16 protein-coding genes are annotated in these 16,550 nt (G+C 57.9%); 3 read left to right on the forward strand and 13 right to left on the reverse strand.

The annotated features are described in order from the left end of the window. Positions 1–82: 82 nt before the first annotated feature. Positions 83–1,405, reverse strand: coding sequence for a 23S rRNA (uracil(1939)-C(5))-methyltransferase RlmD (gene rlmD, locus JDW22_RS04990; protein WP_200522087.1), 1,323 nt, complete (start codon positions 1,403–1,405; stop codon positions 83–85). Between the two features lie 135 nt (positions 1,406–1,540). Between rlmD and JDW22_RS04995 the strand changes: the two genes are divergently transcribed. Further along, the gene (locus JDW22_RS04995) at positions 1,541–2,494 is read left to right on the forward strand and encodes a L,D-transpeptidase (RefSeq protein ID WP_200522088.1); all 954 of its coding nucleotides are present in this window, start codon (positions 1,541–1,543) and stop codon (positions 2,492–2,494) included. Positions 2,495–2,790: 296 nt separating this feature from the next. Here JDW22_RS04995 and JDW22_RS05000 read toward each other — a convergent pair whose 3' ends face one another. The 8 genes from JDW22_RS05000 to aroA all read right to left on the reverse strand — a co-directional run bounded on the left by JDW22_RS05000 (position 2,791) and on the right by aroA (position 11,301). Beyond that, positions 2,791–4,233, reverse strand: a complete 1,443-nt coding sequence (locus JDW22_RS05000) for an MATE family efflux transporter (RefSeq protein WP_200522094.1) — start codon at positions 4,231–4,233, stop codon at positions 2,791–2,793. Positions 4,234–4,345: 112 nt separating this feature from the next. Continuing rightward, positions 4,346–5,044: a toxin-antitoxin system YwqK family antitoxin gene (locus JDW22_RS05005; protein WP_200522095.1), complete on the reverse strand. Its 699-nt coding sequence runs from the start codon at positions 5,042–5,044 to the stop codon at positions 4,346–4,348. A gap of 110 nt (positions 5,045–5,154) precedes the next feature. After that, positions 5,155–6,225: a 3-isopropylmalate dehydrogenase gene (gene leuB / locus JDW22_RS05010; protein WP_200522096.1), complete on the reverse strand. Its 1,071-nt coding sequence runs from the start codon at positions 6,223–6,225 to the stop codon at positions 5,155–5,157. A gap of 441 nt (positions 6,226–6,666) precedes the next feature. Next, positions 6,667–7,536, reverse strand: coding sequence for a prephenate dehydrogenase (locus JDW22_RS05015; RefSeq protein WP_200522715.1), 870 nt, complete (start codon positions 7,534–7,536; stop codon positions 6,667–6,669). Positions 7,537–7,702: 166 nt separating this feature from the next. Beyond that, entirely contained in the window at positions 7,703–8,254 is a 552-nt protein-coding gene (locus JDW22_RS05020) for an NADPH-dependent FMN reductase (RefSeq protein WP_200522097.1), read from the reverse strand. 200 nt (positions 8,255–8,454) lie between these two features. Next, a complete protein-coding gene (locus JDW22_RS05025; RefSeq protein WP_329610711.1) occupies positions 8,455–9,807 on the reverse strand; it encodes a subtype B tannase in 1,353 nt (450 codons plus the stop codon). Next, a complete protein-coding gene (locus JDW22_RS05030) occupies positions 9,777–9,923 on the reverse strand; it encodes a hypothetical protein (RefSeq protein WP_200522098.1) in 147 nt (48 codons plus the stop codon). Before JDW22_RS05030 ends, JDW22_RS05025 begins: the two co-directional genes overlap by 31 nt. Positions 9,924–10,005: 82 nt before the next feature. Then, positions 10,006–11,301, reverse strand: a complete 1,296-nt coding sequence (gene aroA / locus JDW22_RS05035) for a 3-phosphoshikimate 1-carboxyvinyltransferase (protein ID WP_200522099.1) — start codon at positions 11,299–11,301, stop codon at positions 10,006–10,008. 279 nt (positions 11,302–11,580) lie between these two features. Here aroA and JDW22_RS05040 point away from each other — a divergent pair, with 279 nt between their 5' ends. After that, a complete protein-coding gene (locus tag JDW22_RS05040; RefSeq protein ID WP_003793526.1) occupies positions 11,581–12,282 on the forward strand; it encodes a helix-turn-helix transcriptional regulator in 702 nt (233 codons plus the stop codon). Positions 12,283–12,377: 95 nt separating this feature from the next. After that, entirely contained in the window at positions 12,378–12,905 is a 528-nt protein-coding gene (locus JDW22_RS05045) for an EVE domain-containing protein (protein ID WP_268884213.1), read from the forward strand. A gap of 95 nt (positions 12,906–13,000) precedes the next feature. On the opposite strand, the gene yaaA is transcribed toward JDW22_RS05045, so the two are convergent. From yaaA to JDW22_RS05065, 4 genes are all read right to left on the reverse strand, one after another. Further along, positions 13,001–13,786: a peroxide stress protein YaaA gene (gene yaaA, locus JDW22_RS05050; RefSeq protein ID WP_200522100.1), complete on the reverse strand. Its 786-nt coding sequence runs from the start codon at positions 13,784–13,786 to the stop codon at positions 13,001–13,003. Between the two features lie 103 nt (positions 13,787–13,889). Further along, a complete protein-coding gene (locus JDW22_RS05055) occupies positions 13,890–15,317 on the reverse strand; it encodes a sensor histidine kinase (RefSeq protein ID WP_200522102.1) in 1,428 nt (475 codons plus the stop codon). Positions 15,318–15,422: 105 nt separating this feature from the next. Then, a complete protein-coding gene (gene greA, locus JDW22_RS05060; RefSeq protein WP_003793517.1) occupies positions 15,423–15,899 on the reverse strand; it encodes a transcription elongation factor GreA in 477 nt (158 codons plus the stop codon). A gap of 162 nt (positions 15,900–16,061) precedes the next feature. Next, positions 16,062–16,526 (reverse strand): hypothetical protein, encoded by a 465-nt coding sequence (locus JDW22_RS05065; protein ID WP_200522104.1) that lies wholly within the window; start codon positions 16,524–16,526, stop codon positions 16,062–16,064. Positions 16,527–16,550 lie beyond the last annotated feature (24 nt).

Below are 16,550 nucleotides of genomic sequence, written 5' to 3' on the forward strand. Positions count from 1 at the left end.
GCCTGAAACGGGTTGCATGCTGTTTGGCGATATGCGTATGCAGAACTTTTTGGCGACAAGCCCCACCGTTCCATCTGCATTTTCAGGCTGCCTCTGCCCGCTCAAACACGCCAATCGCTTCCACATGGCTAGTCTGCGGAAACAAATTCATCATCCCCGCCGTGGTAAAGCGATAGCCTTTGCTCGCCAACACCGCCGCATCCCGCGCCAGCGTGGCGGGGTTGCACGAAATATACACAATGCGCTGCGGCAAAAAAGGCGCGTGCAAGGCTTGCACCACGGCAAACGCGCCCGCGCGCGGCGGGTCCAGCAGCATTTTGTCAAACCGCCCCAGCGCGGCGAGGGTTTCGGGCGTGGCGGCGAACAAATCGGCGCTGGCAAATTGCGCGTTCGGCAAGCCGTTGGCGCGGGCGTTGGCAACAGCGCGTTGCGTGAGGGCGGCGCTGCCTTCAATGCCGACTACTTCGGCAGCGCGCTTTGCCAGCGGCAGCGTGAAATTGCCCAGCCCGCAGAACAAATCGGCGATGCGCTCGTGCGGCTGCGGGTCAAGATAACGCACCGCGCGCGCCACCATAATCTCGTTGAGCGGCAGGTTGATTTGGGTGAAATCGCCCAGCTGAAACGGCATGGTCAAGCCAAACTCAGGCAGCCTGAAAACCAGCGGCGGCGCATCGTGCGGCGACACGGCTTGCGGTTTCGCGTTGCCTATTTGTTGCCACACTTGCCAAACTGGTTTACCGCCCGCGCCGCGATTGAGGCAGCCTGAAAGCGCGCACAACACGTTTTCAGGCTGCCTTTTTTGGCTGACGATGTTCACCGCCGTAACCCCCTCGCCCACACTGATTTCCACACTGCGAATGCCTACTTTTGGCTGCACATTCACCATATCTTGCAGCGCATCGCGGATGAGGTTGAGGCAGCCTGAAACGTGTTCGGGCAGCAGCAGGCATTGACTGATGCCCACAATTTTATGGCTGCGCTTGGCTTGGTAGCCCAAGATGATTTTGCCGTTCGCGCCGGTGTGCACCGCCAAACGCGTGCGGCTGCGGTAATGCCACGGCGTGCCGTAAACAGGCGGCAGCAGGCTTTCAGGCTGCACCTTGCCGATGCGCTGCAACTGCTCTTCAAACACGCGCTGCTTCATGGCAACTTGCGCCGTAAATTCAACGTGTTGCATCGCGCAGCCGCCGCAGTCGCCATAATGCGGGCAAGCGGGCGCGCGCCGATAGGGCGATGGCTGGACAATTTGCTCAACTTGTGCTTCGGCAAAATGGGCTTTATCTTGCGTGATGCGAATTTGCGCGATTTCTTGCGGCAGCGCGTTGTTTACAAAGATGGTTTTGCCGTTGAGCTTGGCAACGCCGCGCGATTCATAATCTAAAGAAGTGATGTAGGCAGGGTTCATGGTGATGTGAAATGTTGTGTTGCTGCAACAATTAAAATTGTTCACTAATATAAACGCTTATTTTCGCATAAAACTGCGCCCAACTAGCGTATCATGGCGAACTCTTTTGTTTGTACGTTTCATCTTAAAAACTATATGAATAAATACGCTTTACTGAGCTTGGGCGCGGTGGCGCTCGCTTCTCCCGCTTTCGCGGCGCAAACCATTCCCGTGCCCGATGTCGCGCCTGCCGCAGCGGGCTATCAAGTGGTGATTAACATCCCGCAGCAACGCCTGTTTTTGTTTAAAGACGGCAGCCTGAAAAAGGTTTATCCGGTGGGCGTGGGCAAAGCGATGTCGCAAACCAATATTGGCGAACACAAAATCGGCGCGAAAGCGTTTAACCCCACTTGGCACATCCCGCTGTCCATCCAAAAAGAACGCGGCGACGGGGTGAAATCGGTGCCGCCCGGCCCGAAAAACCCGCTGGGCCCTGTGTTTGTGCGCTTGGGCAATCCCAAGCTGGGCTTGGGCATCCACGGCACCAGCAATCCCGCCAGCGTGCCAGGGGTGGTGAGCCACGGCTGCGTGCGCATGAAATCGCCCGACGCGCTGGAATTCGCCAAAACCATCCACACCGGCTCGCCCGCCACGGTGAGCTACGAGCGCATCGCGCTGAACCAAGACGACGCGGGCAATTTGTGGCTGGCGGTGTTCCGCGACCCGTATAAAAAAGGCGCGTTGAAAACCAGCACGCTAAAACAAAGCATCGCCGCTTGGGGCGAGGCAAACGGGCGCACCGTCAGCACCGCCAAAATCGACGCGGTGATTAAGGCGCAGGCGGCGAAACCCGTTTGCCTGACTTGCTCGGCAAAAGGCGCGCGCATTCAGGGCAGCCTGGCTTCTATCGCGTGGAAAAGCGGCTCAGCTGATTTAACTGAGCCTTATGGTGGTATGTCGGTGCGCCCTGACGAGCAGCAGGATGAAGTGTTGCCAGAAGGCAGCGAGATTGAGATTGATGCTTCCGATAGCGAAAAAATCAATAATTTCAAAGGGACATCGGTGTTTGACGATGTGGGCGCGGTTTCTTTGAAGGCGCTGGAACAATAAGCCAAGTAAACAACAGATAAGGCAGCCTGAAAACGGGGAAACGCGTTTTCAGGCTGCCTTTGGTTATGGGGGCGCGGTTGATGGTTGGGCGGAAACTTTTGGGGCAGCCTGAAACCTAAATGCAACGGCGACGACTCGTTGCCAAAGGGTGAATTCAATGGGGCTTTACGGGTTGGCAAAATGTCGGCGAGCCGCCGACGCTCTATCGGTTGCCGGTTTTGCAAAGGTTTCATCCAACAAAAAACCGTTTGGCGCACAGAATGGCGACCAAACGGTTGTGTTTTTCAGGCTGCCGTTCATGCTTTCCGATCGTGCTTTGCCAAGCGGCTGCGTTGTTCCAAATACCACACCAGAGCGGCGGCGGCGCTGGCGAGGGAGATGATGAGCGCTGTCCAAAAGCCGTAAATGCCCATGTTGGCGGCGTGGGCGAGGATGTAGCCCAAAACCAGCCCCAAGCACCAGAAGGCGACGGCGTGGATAATCATCGGCACGCGGGTGATTTTGTAACCGCGCAGGGCATAGGAGGCGATGCATTGGGTGAAATCAAACACTTGGAACACGCCGGCAAACACAATCAGGCTGGCGGCGAGCGCGAGCACGGCGGCATCTTGGGTGTAGATTTTCGCCAAAGGCAGCCTGAAAACCAGCAGGGCAACGAGGGTGCACGCGCCCAAAATCCAGCCGCACACAATGGCAACGCCCGAAATATAACGGGCGCGGGCAAACTGTTTGCGCCCGATGGCATAGCCGATGCGCACGGTGGCGGCGGAGCCGATGGCTTGCGGAATCATGTAAATCACGCTGCTCAAACTCAGCACGATTTGCTGCGCGGCAACGTGGTTTTCGCCCAAATCGGCGATGAGCCAAACGATAAAGGTGAACAGGCTGGCTTCCAGAAAATAAGACAGCCCGATTGCCCAGCCCAGCGTGGCGATATTTTTTTGCGTGCGCCAATTGGGGCGGGAGAAGCGTTGGGTGAAGCCGAAACGGCGCAGGTCGCGGCTTTTGGCGAGGTAGAGTGCGAGCGCGAAGGTGCCGAACCAGAACACGATGGTGGTGGCCACGCCTGCGCCCACGCCGCCGAGCGCGGGAACAGGCAGCTGCCGCAGCCATGCAATGAGCGCAGGGGCAGCCTGAAAACGCTCGGCGAGGTCGGCGGTGCCTGCCGCGCCGAAAATGAACAGGTAGTTTAAAGGGATGTTGAGCAGCAGCGCCGCCCAGTTAATCCACATGATGGGCTGCGGTTTGTTCAAGCTGGATGCGTAGGCGTGCAGGGCGCGGTAGATTAGCGCGGCAGGCAGCCCGAGCGCAACGATGCCAAGATATTGGGCGAACATGGTTTTGATGTGCGCGCTCATATCCAGATAGTTTTGCAGCGGCAGGATAAGCGCGAACAAAATCGCCATGCCGATGATGCCCAGCAGCAGCCCGAACCACACGCCTTGCCGCCCCGTTTCGCCCACTTCGTGCGTTTTGCCTGCGCCGTGTTGCTGCGCGATGATGGGGTTGAGCGCCGCCATAATGCCCATAAAGGTGATGAACAGCGTGGAAAACACGGAGCTGCCCAGCGCCACGGCGGTTAAATCGTCCTTGCCTGCCGCGCCCGACATGGCGGTGTCCACCACGCCGATGGCAACGGTGGCGATTTGCCCGAGCATCATGGGGATGGCGAGGGTGAGCAGCTGGCGGGTTTCGTGTTTGAAATCGGCGGGGGAATAGCGGGTGAGGTCAAAAAGCATGGAGAGCGTGATGGGAAAGGGGTGGGTTTTAGGCTTTTCAGGCTGCCCAAATGCTTAGAGGCAGCCTGAAAATGGAAAAGCGGACAAATCGTTTGGGGATGATGCGCCGGCATCAGTCTTCGTTGAATTTTCGCACGCGCATCAGAATGTCGGCGGCTTCTTCGGCGTTTTTGCCCGAGGCTTTGATTTTTTTCTCGCTGTCGGCAAGCACTTTGCCCGTGCTGCCGATGATTTTGAATTTGACTTTGCTGCTGTCGTGGCTGCCCGAGCCGTCAAACGCGAGTTTGCCGTTGTCGTGATACATTTGGATGCGCAGGGTGTGGCCGGTGTATTCGGTTTTGAACGCCAGCTTGCCGTTTTCGTAGTGTCCCGTTGCGGTGCCTTGGTGGTTTTTGATGTCTTGGAATTTCAGCACTTCGCCCTCGGGCGTGTACCACACCATGCGCCCGTCGGCGGCGACAAACGCGTCAAAGTTTTTCAGGTCTTTGTCGTCGGGGATGACAACGGGGTCGATTTGTTTGGTTTTGCTGTCTTGGTAGAAGTCTTGAATAACGGCTTTGCCGTCGGCGGTGCGCCCGATGAGCATGCGGTAGAAACCGCCCGCACTGGCTTGCGGCGTTTCGTTGCCCTCGGCATCGTAGTAGGCGAGCGTGCGGGTTTCGGCTTGGGCGACCAGCTTGGCGCTGTCGGCTTCGGATTGGCGGGCGACTTCTGCCGCGGCGGCGGGGATGGGCAGCGCGGTTGCTTGGGGGGCGGCTTGCGCGCTGAGCGCGGCGGCAATCAGCAAGGCGGCAATAAGCAGTTTTTTCATGGGGATTCCTTTGGGATGGGGGAACGGGAGGCAGCCTGAAAACAGGTGAAGCAAAACCGGGTTTTCAGGCTGCCTCGCTATTTGCCGTTTCGGTTCGGCGGGGCTTCGGCTTACAACGCGGCTAACACGGCATCGCCCATTTCGCTGCACGACACCCGTTTTGCGCCTGCTTCAAAAATATCGCCGGTGCGGTAGCCTTGTTCCAGCACGCGCTGCACGGCGTTTTCCACTTGCGCGGCGCGGGCTTCATCGTTCAGGCTGTAACGCAGCAGCATGGCAAGCGATAGGATGGTGGCAAGCGGATTGGCTTGGTTTTGCCCTGCGATGTCGGGCGCGGAGCCGTGCGAAGGCTCGTATAAACCTTTGCCGTTTTCATCTAGCGAAGCGGAAGGCAGCATGCCGATTGAGCCTGTGAGCATGGATGCTTGGTCGCTCAAAATATCGCCGAAGATGTTGCCCGTGGCAATCACGTCAAACTGCTTGGGCGCGCGCACCAGCTGCATGGCGGCGTTGTCCACATACATATGGCTCAGTGCCACATCGGGGTATTGCGGGGCGACTTCGTCAAAAATTTCGCGCCACAGCTCGGTGGTTTCCAGTACGTTCGCCTTGCCTACGCTGCATACTTTTTTGTTGCGCTTTTGGGCAGCCTGAAAAGCCACATGGGCGATGCGGCGGATTTCGCTTTCGCTGTACCGCATGGTGTTGAAGCCTTCGCGTTCGCCGTTTTCCAGCGTGCGGATGCCGCGCGGTTCGCCGAAGTAGATGTCGCCCGTAAGCTCGCGCACGATAAGGATGTCCAGCCCTGCGACGACTTCGGGTTTGAGCGTGGAGGCGTTGGCGAGTTCTTTGTAGAGGATGGCGGGGCGCAGGTTGGCGAAGAGGTTGAGGTCTTTGCGGATGGCGAGCAGCCCGCGTTCGGGGCGCAATGGGCGGTCTAGGTTGTCGTATTGGGGCGAGCCGACTGCGCCCAGCAGCACGGCATCGGCGGCGCGGCACAGGTTTTGCGTGAACTCGGGATAGGGCGCGCCGTATTGGTCGTAGGCTTCGCCGCCGAGCGGGGCGTATTGGTATTGCGCGTCTAACCCTTGTTCTATGAGTTTGTCTAACACGCGCACGGCTTGGGCGATGATTTCGGGGCCGATGCCGTCGCCGCGTAGGATGGCGATTTTGGAGGTCATGTGGGTGTCCTTTCAGTGGGGGATGGTGGGGTGGGATTGTAATGGATTGTGAAGATTTTAGGCAGCCTGAAAATGGCGTAAATCTTGTTTTCAGGCTGCCTCAATCTAAGCACCCAAAGGCAGCCTGAAATCTTTGTATAGTGGAATAAACCAAAGAAATATCTAATTCCATCAGTGTGTAGAGTGTGCGCCACAGGCACGCACTTGGGCTCAGAAGATTTTGCAAACCGCGTGCGTGGCAGAGCCACACACCCTATTTGTGCCGTTGTTATTTTGGCTAACTGTAAAGCCTTAACAGCCGCCTGCGTTGAGAAGCTCAAAACAAGAAATGCCGTCATGTCCGCGCAGGCGGGAATTTTTTTTATTTTAGGTTTGGCAAAGATTTCAGGTGAGCGATGTTGGCGAACCGCCGCCGCTCCATTTTGCGTTTTCAGGCTGCCTTTAATGCGTTTCGCCCCACTCTTCGCGCAGTTGTTGGGCAGCCTGAAAATAGTCGTGCAGCTCTTGCGCGTTGCGGGTTTTCAGGCTGCGTTCCAGTTGTTCTAGCTGCTGTTTTTGTTCGCCGATAAGCTGCAATAGGCTGTCGCGGTTGGCAAGGGCGATGTCGCGCCACATTTCGGGGCTGCTGGCGGCGATGCGGGTGAAGTCGCGAAAGCCGCTGCCTGCGAATTGGAGATAACGCGCGCCTTGCGGGTGGTCCAGCATTTGGTGCACATAGGCAAAGGCGAGCAGGTGCGGAAAATGCGACACGGCGGCGAAGATTTGGTCGTGTTCGGCGGCGGTCATTTGGTGGACTTGCGCGCCGATGCTTTGCCACAGCGCGGCGACGGTGTTCAGGCTGCCGCTGTCTTGTTGTTCGTGCGGGCAGAGGATGAGCTTTTTGCCTTGATACAGCCCGAACCGCGCCGCCAGCGCGCCGCTGCGGTCTGAGCCGGCGATGGGATGGCCGGCGACGCAGCGGGGATAGTGCTGCGGCAGGTGCTGGGCAAAGGCGGCGAGAGCGGATTGCTTGGTGCTGCCCACGTCGCTGACGATGGTGCGGGCGGATAACAGCGGGGCTAGGGCTTGGCAGATGGCGGGCAGCGCGGCAACGGGGGTGGCGATGAGCACCAAATCGCTGTTGCGGACGGCTTGCGGGGTGATTTGGCTGGCGGCGGTGTCTATCACACGGCGTTCGAGGGCGCGTTCCAGATTGGCGGGGCGGGTGTCGATGCCGATAACGGTGCGGACAAGGCGTTGGCGTTTCAAATCCAGCACAAACGAGCCGCCGATTAGGCCTACGCCGATTAGGGTTATTTGGTTGAGTGTCATGGTGGGCAGCCTGAAAAAGGATGGGGCAGATGCGAAGCTGCCGTTGCTTCTGCCAAGCGGCATTTCAAACGAAAAACCTGCGTTATAGTTGATTCAATGATACGGCGTTGCCGCCTGGTCTCATTTTTATTTAACCAACCATAAAACACAGGCTTGGGCAAACGAATCAATATCGGGCGACAAAATCGGCAAAGCCGTTGATAAAGTCTTGCAGCATTTGCCGCACGGATTCTTGCACCAATTCGCCTTGCTCGTTAAACACGCCGCTCAATACGCCTGCCACGCAGGCGTTTTGCGAAAACGCGGGCATATTGACGAACTTGCTTGCCGCAATCAAGCGCAATTGGTCGGCAGCGCGTATGCCGCCTGCCATGCCTGCGCCCACGGCGACGATGCCTAAGGGTTTGCCCGTCCATTGGCTTTGACCCACCGGGCACGAGGCGATGTCGATGGCGTTTTTGAGCATGGCGGAAGGCGCGCCGTTGTGCTCGGGCGACACCCACAATACGCCGTCGGCGGCGGCAACGGCTTGGCGCAACCGGGCATAGGCGGCAGGGCTGTCGGCATCGTAATCGCGGTCGTATAACGGCAGGGCGCTGATGTCGTACACGTTGAGCGTGAGCGAGGCGGGCGCGATGCGTTGCAAGTGGCGCACGGTGGCGTGGCTGAATGAGTTTCGGCTGGCGCTGCCGACGAGCACGAGAATGTTTTTTGACATGGCGGTTTCCTTTCAAAATGGTTTTCAGGCAGCCTGAAAACGGCTTGCAAGGGCGGGATTATACTGTTTCAGGCTGCCTTGGGCGGGGTGTTTGCGGCAGCCTGAAACCTTTGCGCAACGCGCAACCCAATGGCGCGGCAACGGCGCGTTGCCAAGATAACGGATTGAACAGGCTGCGCGAGCTGCCGACGCGCCGTTGCCTACTTCGCCGCCACGCTTTTCATCCAGGCGAACAGTTCGTCCAAATCGTAATCGCCGCTGTGTGGCACGCCCCACGGCAGGGCGTAGTCCACGTTTTTGCCGCTGTTTTTCAGTTTGAGCGATAAGAGTAAGCCGATTGCTAGCGAGGTGTCGCGGTCGTTTTCGCCTACGCGGATGCGGTAGTGCTGCGTAGGGCTGGTGTAGTTCATGGCGTTCATCAGTTTGATGGTGTGGGCATCGGCTTTCAGGCTGCCTGCTACGGTGCTGTTTTTGAGACTAAACGCGGTGAAGTGTTTTTTGTCGGTGCGCGCGTCGCCGAAAAGCTGGTTTTCGCCTGTGGACAAATCTACGCCGTCAAACGCGGGCGCGGTTTTTTGTCGTCCGACAAATTGGGCGTAGGCGGCAAAGTCGGCGGCGATGGCTTTGCCGTTTTGGATGGTGAGCCAGGTTTGGTCGGATAAATCTTTGCCGTTGTCTAATGCTTTTTGCGCCGATTGCAGCAGCATGGTTTCCATTTGGGTTTTGAATGTGCCGTTGCCGTTGGCATCCAAAGTCATCGGCGTGCCTTGCGCGTTTTTGAGTTTGAGGCTGTTTACATAGGCGGGGAACAGGGCTTTCAGGCTGCCTGAAAGCTGGATTTGCGCGGGCGTTTGCGTGCCTTTTACCAGCTTGCGTTCTACCTTGTAGTCCAGCATGGAGATGTCTATTTTTTGGTAGTCGTTTACGCCGTTGAACTGCCATTCGTAGGCGGCATCGGCGTGTTCTAGGTTGGTGATGGGGCAATAGGCGGAAACGGCGAAAATGGTGTCGTTGGCGCGGGCTGCGCCCAGTTGGCGCAAATAGGGTTCGTAGTCTTTGCTGACGCCGCTGGTGCCAAGCAGGGCGGAGAGTGCGCCGCCTGCGGATGTGCCGTTGCTGATGATTTTGTTGGCATCGCCTGCCATGACTTTGTCGTTGGCTTTGAGATAGCGCACGGCGGCTTTTAAATCGACGATGGCGGCGGGGGCGTGTCCGTTGGCTTCGGTGCGCCCGCGTGCGCCTGCGCTGGCAACCACATAGCCTTTGGATAGGGCAACCATAATGGCGTTGAGCTTGCCGCCTGCGCGTTGGTCGTTTTCAGGCTGCCCTGCGGTGGCGGGCATATAGCCGCCGATGTTGTTGGGGAAGAAGATGGGGGCGGTGTGCGCGGTGTAGCCGTCGATGCTGCCGCCTGAAAAATAGGCTTCGGGGATGTAAACGTTCAGGGTTTGATAACGGCTGTCGGCGGGCTTTAAAACGTACACAATGTTTTCAAAGGCGCGGTAGCGGATGGTTTGCCCGTTCAGTTCAAACGATTGGCTTTTGCCTTGCACTTGGCGAAGTTAAGGTTTTGGGGCGCGGGGAAGGCGGGCGGCTCGGCAGGGCGCGGGGGCGGCAGGGTGGGCGCGGCGAGAACGGCAAGCAGGACGGCGGAGAGGGGTTGGTTCATGGGGAGACCTTTGGGGTGGGTGGAGAAAGGAGGGATATAGTGGATAGGCAGCCTGAAAACGAACTTTCAGGCTGCCTCTATGCTACGCGCTCAATGCGTTAAACACTTCAAAATACTGCGGAAACGTTTTGCCCACGCATTTGGGGTCGTTGATGATAACGGGCACGCCCATCAGCGACACCAGCGAGAAACACATCGCCATGCGGTGGTCGTCATACGTATCAATCGCGGCGTTGGGCGTGGGTGCGGCGGGCGGCGTGATGCGGATGGCATCGGGCTCTTCGCGCACGCTTGCGCCCAGCTTGCGCAACTCGGTTGCCATCGCGGCGATGCGGTCGGTTTCCTTCACGCGCCAAGAGGCGATGTTGCGGATGCGGCAGGGCGCGCCCGTTGCCAGCGCCACCACCGCCAGCGTCATCGCCGCATCGGGGATGTGGTTGGCATCCAAGTCAAACGGCAACACGGCTTGCCCCGCCGCGCGGGAAACTTCAATAAAATCGTCGCCCCATTGCACCGTCCCGCCGATTTTTTCCAGTTCGTGCGCAAACGCCACGTCGCCCTGAATCGCGTTCCGCCCCAAGCCTGTTACGCGCACGGGGCAGCCTGAAATCAAGCCCGCCGCCAAAAAATAGCTCGCGCTGGACGCATCGCCTTCCACGTTCACCACCTGCGGTGCATGGTAGCGGGCGTTTTCAGGCAGCCTGAAAACCTGATGCAAACGGTTTTCCACGTTCACGCCAAATTGTTTCATTAAATTCAAAGTAATATCAATATAGGGCTTGGAAATCAGCTCGCCCGCCACGCGGATTTCAAACGCTTTGCCTGTGAGCGGCAACGCCATCAACAGCGCGGTGAGAAACTGGCTGGACACGTTGCCCTTAATCGGGATTTGGCGCACGCCGTTATCCGCGTATGCACCGATGCGCAAGGGCGGGAAGCCTTCGTTGCCCAGATAATCCACCCGCGCACCCGCCAAGCGCAGCGCGTCCACCAAATCGCCGATGGGGCGTTCGTGCATGCGCGGCACGCCGTGCAGATGATAATCGCCGCCCAAAATCGCCAGCGCGGCGGTGAGCGGGCGGAACGCTGTGCCCGCGTTGCCCAAAAACAAATCGGCGTGTTTGATGGGGAATGCGCCGCCGCTGCCTTGGATTTTCAGGCTGCCCGAGGCGGTGGTTTCCAGCTTGATGCCCAATGCGGCAAGGGCTTCCAGCATGCGGTCGGTGTCGTCTGATTTGAGCAGCGAGCTGATTTCGCAGGCGTTGTCTGCCAAAGCCGCCAGCAGCAAAGTGCGGTTGCTGATGCTTTTTGAACCGGGCAGGGCAACGGTGTTGTGCGCTTTGAGCCGGCGCGGGGCGAGTGTGAGGGATTCGGTCATGATGGGCTTTGGGGAACAATGGGAAAGGCGGATTATAGTTGAATATGGTTGAATAAGGGATTGCGCGGCTTGCGCGATGCCCAAACGCGCGTTGCGTGTTTTCAGGCTGCCTCGGGGTGCGCGGTACAATGCGGGCGGCAATCGGGGTGGCGATGCCGCGCGCCATGCTACGCCAAGCAGCGATAAAATCCGCCTTGGCATAGGCAGCCTGAAAATCATCAGCCGTGGCTGCGCCGCTCACCCTCCCGTTTTACCCATCCCGTTTAACTTGAAACCGCCATGACCAAATCCACCCGCCTGCTCCAACTGCTCCACATCCTGCGCCACCGCAGCAAACGCCCCGCCACCGCCGCCGAGCTTGCCGCCGAGCTGGGCATCAGCCCGCGCACGCTCTACCGTGACATCGACACCCTGCGCGCGCAAGGCGCAGACATTCGCGGCGAAGCAGGCATCGGCTACCAGCTGCACAGCGACCACAGCCAACTGCCGCCGCTGATGTTCAGCCAAAGCGAGCTGGAAGCCATCATCATCGGCATACGCTGGGCAGCGGGGCACACCGAGCCGACCCTCGCCCAAGCCGCCGAACACGCGCTCACCAAAATCCGCAGCGTGCTGCCGCCGTGGCTGTCCCACACCGCCGCCAACGCGCAGTTTTCCATCAGCCCCGCGCCGCAATACAGCGAAGCAGAAATCCGCGCCCTTGCCCCCATCCGCCAAGCCCTGCGCGAAAACCGCCGCCTCATCATCGGCTACACCGACCAACACGGCAACCCCAGCCGCCGCCAAATCCAGCCCATCGCGCTGGGCTATTTCCCCGAAGTGCGCCTGCTGGCCGCATGGTGCGAGCAACGGCAAGACTTCCGCCATTTCCGCTGCGACCGCATCCAAAGCATCGCCCTTGGCAGCCCCAGCTCCACGCCGCACGAACTCTTGCTGCGCCAATGGCAGCAACGCGAAAACATCCGCGCCAAAGACTGCTGACACAAACTGACACACCCCGCGCGTATCATCGCAACACGGTGTTTCAGGCTGCCTTTTAGGGTTGATTGAAGTTGCGATGATACGGCGTTGCCGCCTTGTCTCATTTTCTAATCAACCCTAAAAGGCAGCCTGAAACACCGTTTCCCATCCACCCCACCGCAGGAGCAAACATGAAATACTGGATTGGCACGGTTTGCCAAGAACACGTTTTGCGCGGCGTGGCAGGCGGCTTCTGCCAAGTCTGCCACGGCAAAGCCGCCCCGCTCAACCGCATGCAGCGTGGCGACTGGCTGCTGTATTACAGCCCCAAAATCCGTTTGCACGGCAACGAAAAGCTGCAAGCCTTTACCGCGTTCGGGCAAATTCTGGACGACCAAGCCTACCCGTTTCAAATGAGCGCCGACTTCATCCCCTTTCGCCGCAATGTCGCCTATGCCGAGATTGCGCGCGATTGCCCGCTCAGCATCGCCCGCCAACACCGCGAATGGCAGCGATACGCCGGCATGCTGCGCTACGGGCATTTTGAAATTTCCGCCGATTTTTTCAACTGGATTGCCCGCTATATGCTGCGGCAGCCTGAAAACGCATCCGCGCCCAATCTGCAGCAAGCCGGTTTGTTTTAACGTTTTCAGGCTGCCTATTATCAAGGCAGCCTGCGTGTATGCCGCAACAAAAAAACGTCGGGCATCCATGCCCGACCTACGGTTTTGCGAAGATTTCAGGCTGCCCTCTCCTGCGCGCGGCGTTGGAATATCCATTCGTTTTCGTTGGAGGCGGCGGCGTTGTATCGGTAGCCGTCCAGGTCAAAGTTTTTCAGCTGCTCGGCGTTTTCTATGGCGTGTTGTGCGGCGTAGCGCACCATTAAGCCACGGGCGCGTTTGGCGTAGAAGCTGATGATTTTGTATTTGCCGTCTTTTTCGTCTTGGAACACGGGGGTGATGATGCGGGCGTTGAGTTTTTTGGGCTGGATGGCTTTGAAGTATTCTTGCGAGGCGAGGTTGATAACGATGTTGTCTTCGGCGCATTGCAGTGTGCTGTTGAGCCGTTCGGTGATGATGTCGCCCCAAAATTCGTAGAGATTTTTGCCGCGCGGGTTGTCAAGGGCGGTGCCCATTTCTAGGCGGTAGGGCTGCATTAAATCCAGCGGGCGCAGGATGCCGTATAGCCCTGATAGGATGCGGACGTGGTTGTGGATGTAGCTGATGTGTTCTTCGGCGAGGCTGCGGGGGGCGATGCCGTCGTATACGTCGCCGTTAAATAGATAGAGGGCGAGTTTGGCGTTGTCGGGCGTGAACGGGGGCTGCCAGTTTTGGTTGCGCTCGGTGTTGAGCAGGGCGATTTTGTCGGAAACGTGCATCAGCTCGGCGATTTGCTGCGGGGCGAGTTGGCGCAGGGGGTGCATCAGCTCTGCGGCGTGGTTGAGCAGCGGCGGGGTGGAATAGAATTTGGGGGTGAATTCGTGGCTTTCGTTGAGGTTTTTGGCGGGGGAAAGCAGGAAATACATGGCGGGTTCCTTTGGGGATGGGGAGTGCGTTTGTGCGCGGTCCGGCGTATCTGAGGCAGCCTGAAAACCGGATGCCGCCGACAGGATGGCTGCGGATGGATTTTCAGGCTGCCTGACGGTTGCTTTCGGCGGGCTCGTGGCTGCCTTTTTTGTTTGCTTTTTGTTTGCCGAGCTTGGGCAGGATAAAGTGCATTTTCAAGCCGTTGGGCTGCACGTTTTCGGCGATGAGTTTGCCGTGGTGCTGCTCGGCAATGTGTTTGGTAATTGCCAGCCCCAAGCCTGTGCCCGAGGTGTTGTTGCTGCTGTCGGCGCGGTAAAACGCGGTGAAGATGTGCGGCAACTGCTCGGGTTTGATGCCCGGCCCGTTGTCGATAATCACGATGTGGATGTTGCGGCGGTCTTCGTGCAGGACAACGCGAATGGTGCTGCCTTGCGGGCTGTATTTCATGGCGTTGCGAATCACGTTATCAAACGCGCGATACAGATAGCTTTCGTTGGCTTCTAGCTTGGTGGTGGGTTTCAGGCTGCCTGTGTCCAGCAGCAGGGTATCGTTGTTTTGTGCGGCAACGTCTTGGCTGTCTTCAATCAGTTGCTGCATAAACGGCACAATCGCCAGTGGCTCTTTTTCCATGGGGATGTTGGCGGTTTCTAGGCGCGATAGGGTAAGCAATTCGCCCACTAGGTCGTCCATGCGGGTGAGTTCGTTTTCCAGCCGCGTGATGTATTCGGTCTGCTTTTCGGGGCGGGCTTGAATCAGCCCCACAATGGCTTGCATGCGGGCAAGCGGCGAGCGCATTTCGTGGGAAACGTGGTGCAGCAGATGGCGTTCTTTTTCAACGAGTTGTTGCAGCTGCGCCGCCATTTTGTCAAATTGGATGCCGAGGTTGGAGAGTTCGTCTTTGCGGTCGTCCAGCTGCTGCGATACGCGGGCGTTGAGTTCGCCTGCCGCTAGGCGGTTCATGCCGTGTTCAAGGATGCGGATGGGTTTGGAAATGTTGCTGGCAAGGATATACGCCAGCAGCAAGCCGATGATGAGCACGCCGCCGAACACGATGAATTCGTGCCACACGGGGGCAATCGGCAGCCCCGGAATCATAAAGGTGGGCAGGCGTTCTATGCGCGGTTTGTCAAAATTGCGGATGAAAAACAGATATTCTTCGCCGTAGGGGTCAAGATAGATAAGCGATTGGTTGGACGACGGGTTTTTAAGCGCGAAGTTGTAGGCGTGTTCAATCTCGCCGGCGGGAATGCTGCGGTTGAGGATGTCGGAACCCGTGCTGCCTGTGATGATGTAGATGTTTTGCGCGGTGGGCATCTGCCAGCGTTGCAACAGCTCGCGCGTGGCTTGCGCGCCTTGGGTTTGGAAGGTTACCAGCGCGTTGGCGAGCAGGGCGGTTTCCATGTTGCGGGCTTGCTGGGTGTGGGTTTCCGACAGGCGGTTTTGGATGACCCAAAAGGCAAAGCTGGCAACGAATATGCCGCAGATGATGACCATGCAAAAGGTGGCGAAGATGCGTTGAAAAAGTTTCATGAATGCGCTCTGGCTGGTTGGTTTGGTTGATGCGGGATTATATAGGCAGCCTGAAAATGCCAAAAGCCCTTGCGGGCAAACAAGGGCTGGGCTGGGTGTGCGCTGTTAAATGTATTGCACGTTCAAAATATCGTATTCGCGCACGCCGCTGGGGGCCTGCACTTCGGCAACGTCGCCTTCTTCTTTGCCAATCATAGCGCGGGCGATGGGCGAATTGACCGAAATCTTGCCGATTTTGATGTCGGCTTCGTCGTCGCCCACGATTTGATAGGTGGCTTCTTCGTCGGTTTCCAAGTCAGACACGGTTACCGTTGCACCAAACACAATTTTGCCTTCGGCGTGGATTTCTTTGGGGTCGATGATTTGCGCGTGCGAGAGCTTGCTTTCCAGCTCAGCGATGCGCCCTTCAATAAAGCCTTGGCGGTCTTTGGCGGCTTCGTATTCGGCGTTTTCCGACAAATCGCCGTGCGAGCGCGCTTCGGCGATGGCGGCGATCACTTCGGGGCGGGCAACGCTTTTGAGCTGTTGCAATTCGGCTTTGAGCTTTTCTGCGCCGGCAACGGTTAAAGGGATTTTTTGCATGTTCGTGTTACTCCGATGAGATTTTGCTTTTCAGGCTGCCTTTGCGGAACATGATGAGGCAGCCTGAAAATGAGTTTTAGGTATCAATAAAAAGGCAAGCCACATCTGAAATGCGGCTTGCGGGGTTAATCAAATTGGTCGGCATTGTATCAAATGCGCGATTTATTGCAATGGTTTCATGCCCATAAATTCCAACAGGAAGTTGGTGAACGCGGGGTTGTTCGGTTTTTCGTGCATGGCCGGCCAGCGTTGCTGCCAGCCTTTGAGCGCGTTTTCCACATAGGCGCGTTGCTGTTGCGCGGTGATGCTGCCGCGTTGGTTGTCGACAGCGGAGCGCAGATACACTTCATACACGCTGTCGTCCACATTGTTATGCCCCACCAAATCCAAGCGGAAGCGGTTCAAATGCTGCGCGGCCTGCACTTTGGTGAGCTTGCCTTCGCGCACTTGCGTGCCCAAGCGGTTGGCTTCGGCGCGGATTTTCGCCACATCGGAATAATGGCTGGATTTCATTCTAAAACCTGCGGCGGAAACGCTGCTCGATGGCGTGCGGCCGCTGTTGAATCCGCTTTGGCACGCGCTTAACGCGATGGCGAGCAGGCTTAATGTAAGGGCTTTTTTCATCATGGCTGGGTCTCCGAGTAATATTCC

Origin of the sequence: Kingella bonacorsii, assembly GCF_016623605.1 — a bacterium.
Taxonomy (GTDB): domain Bacteria; phylum Pseudomonadota; class Gammaproteobacteria; order Burkholderiales; family Neisseriaceae; genus Kingella_B; species Kingella_B oralis.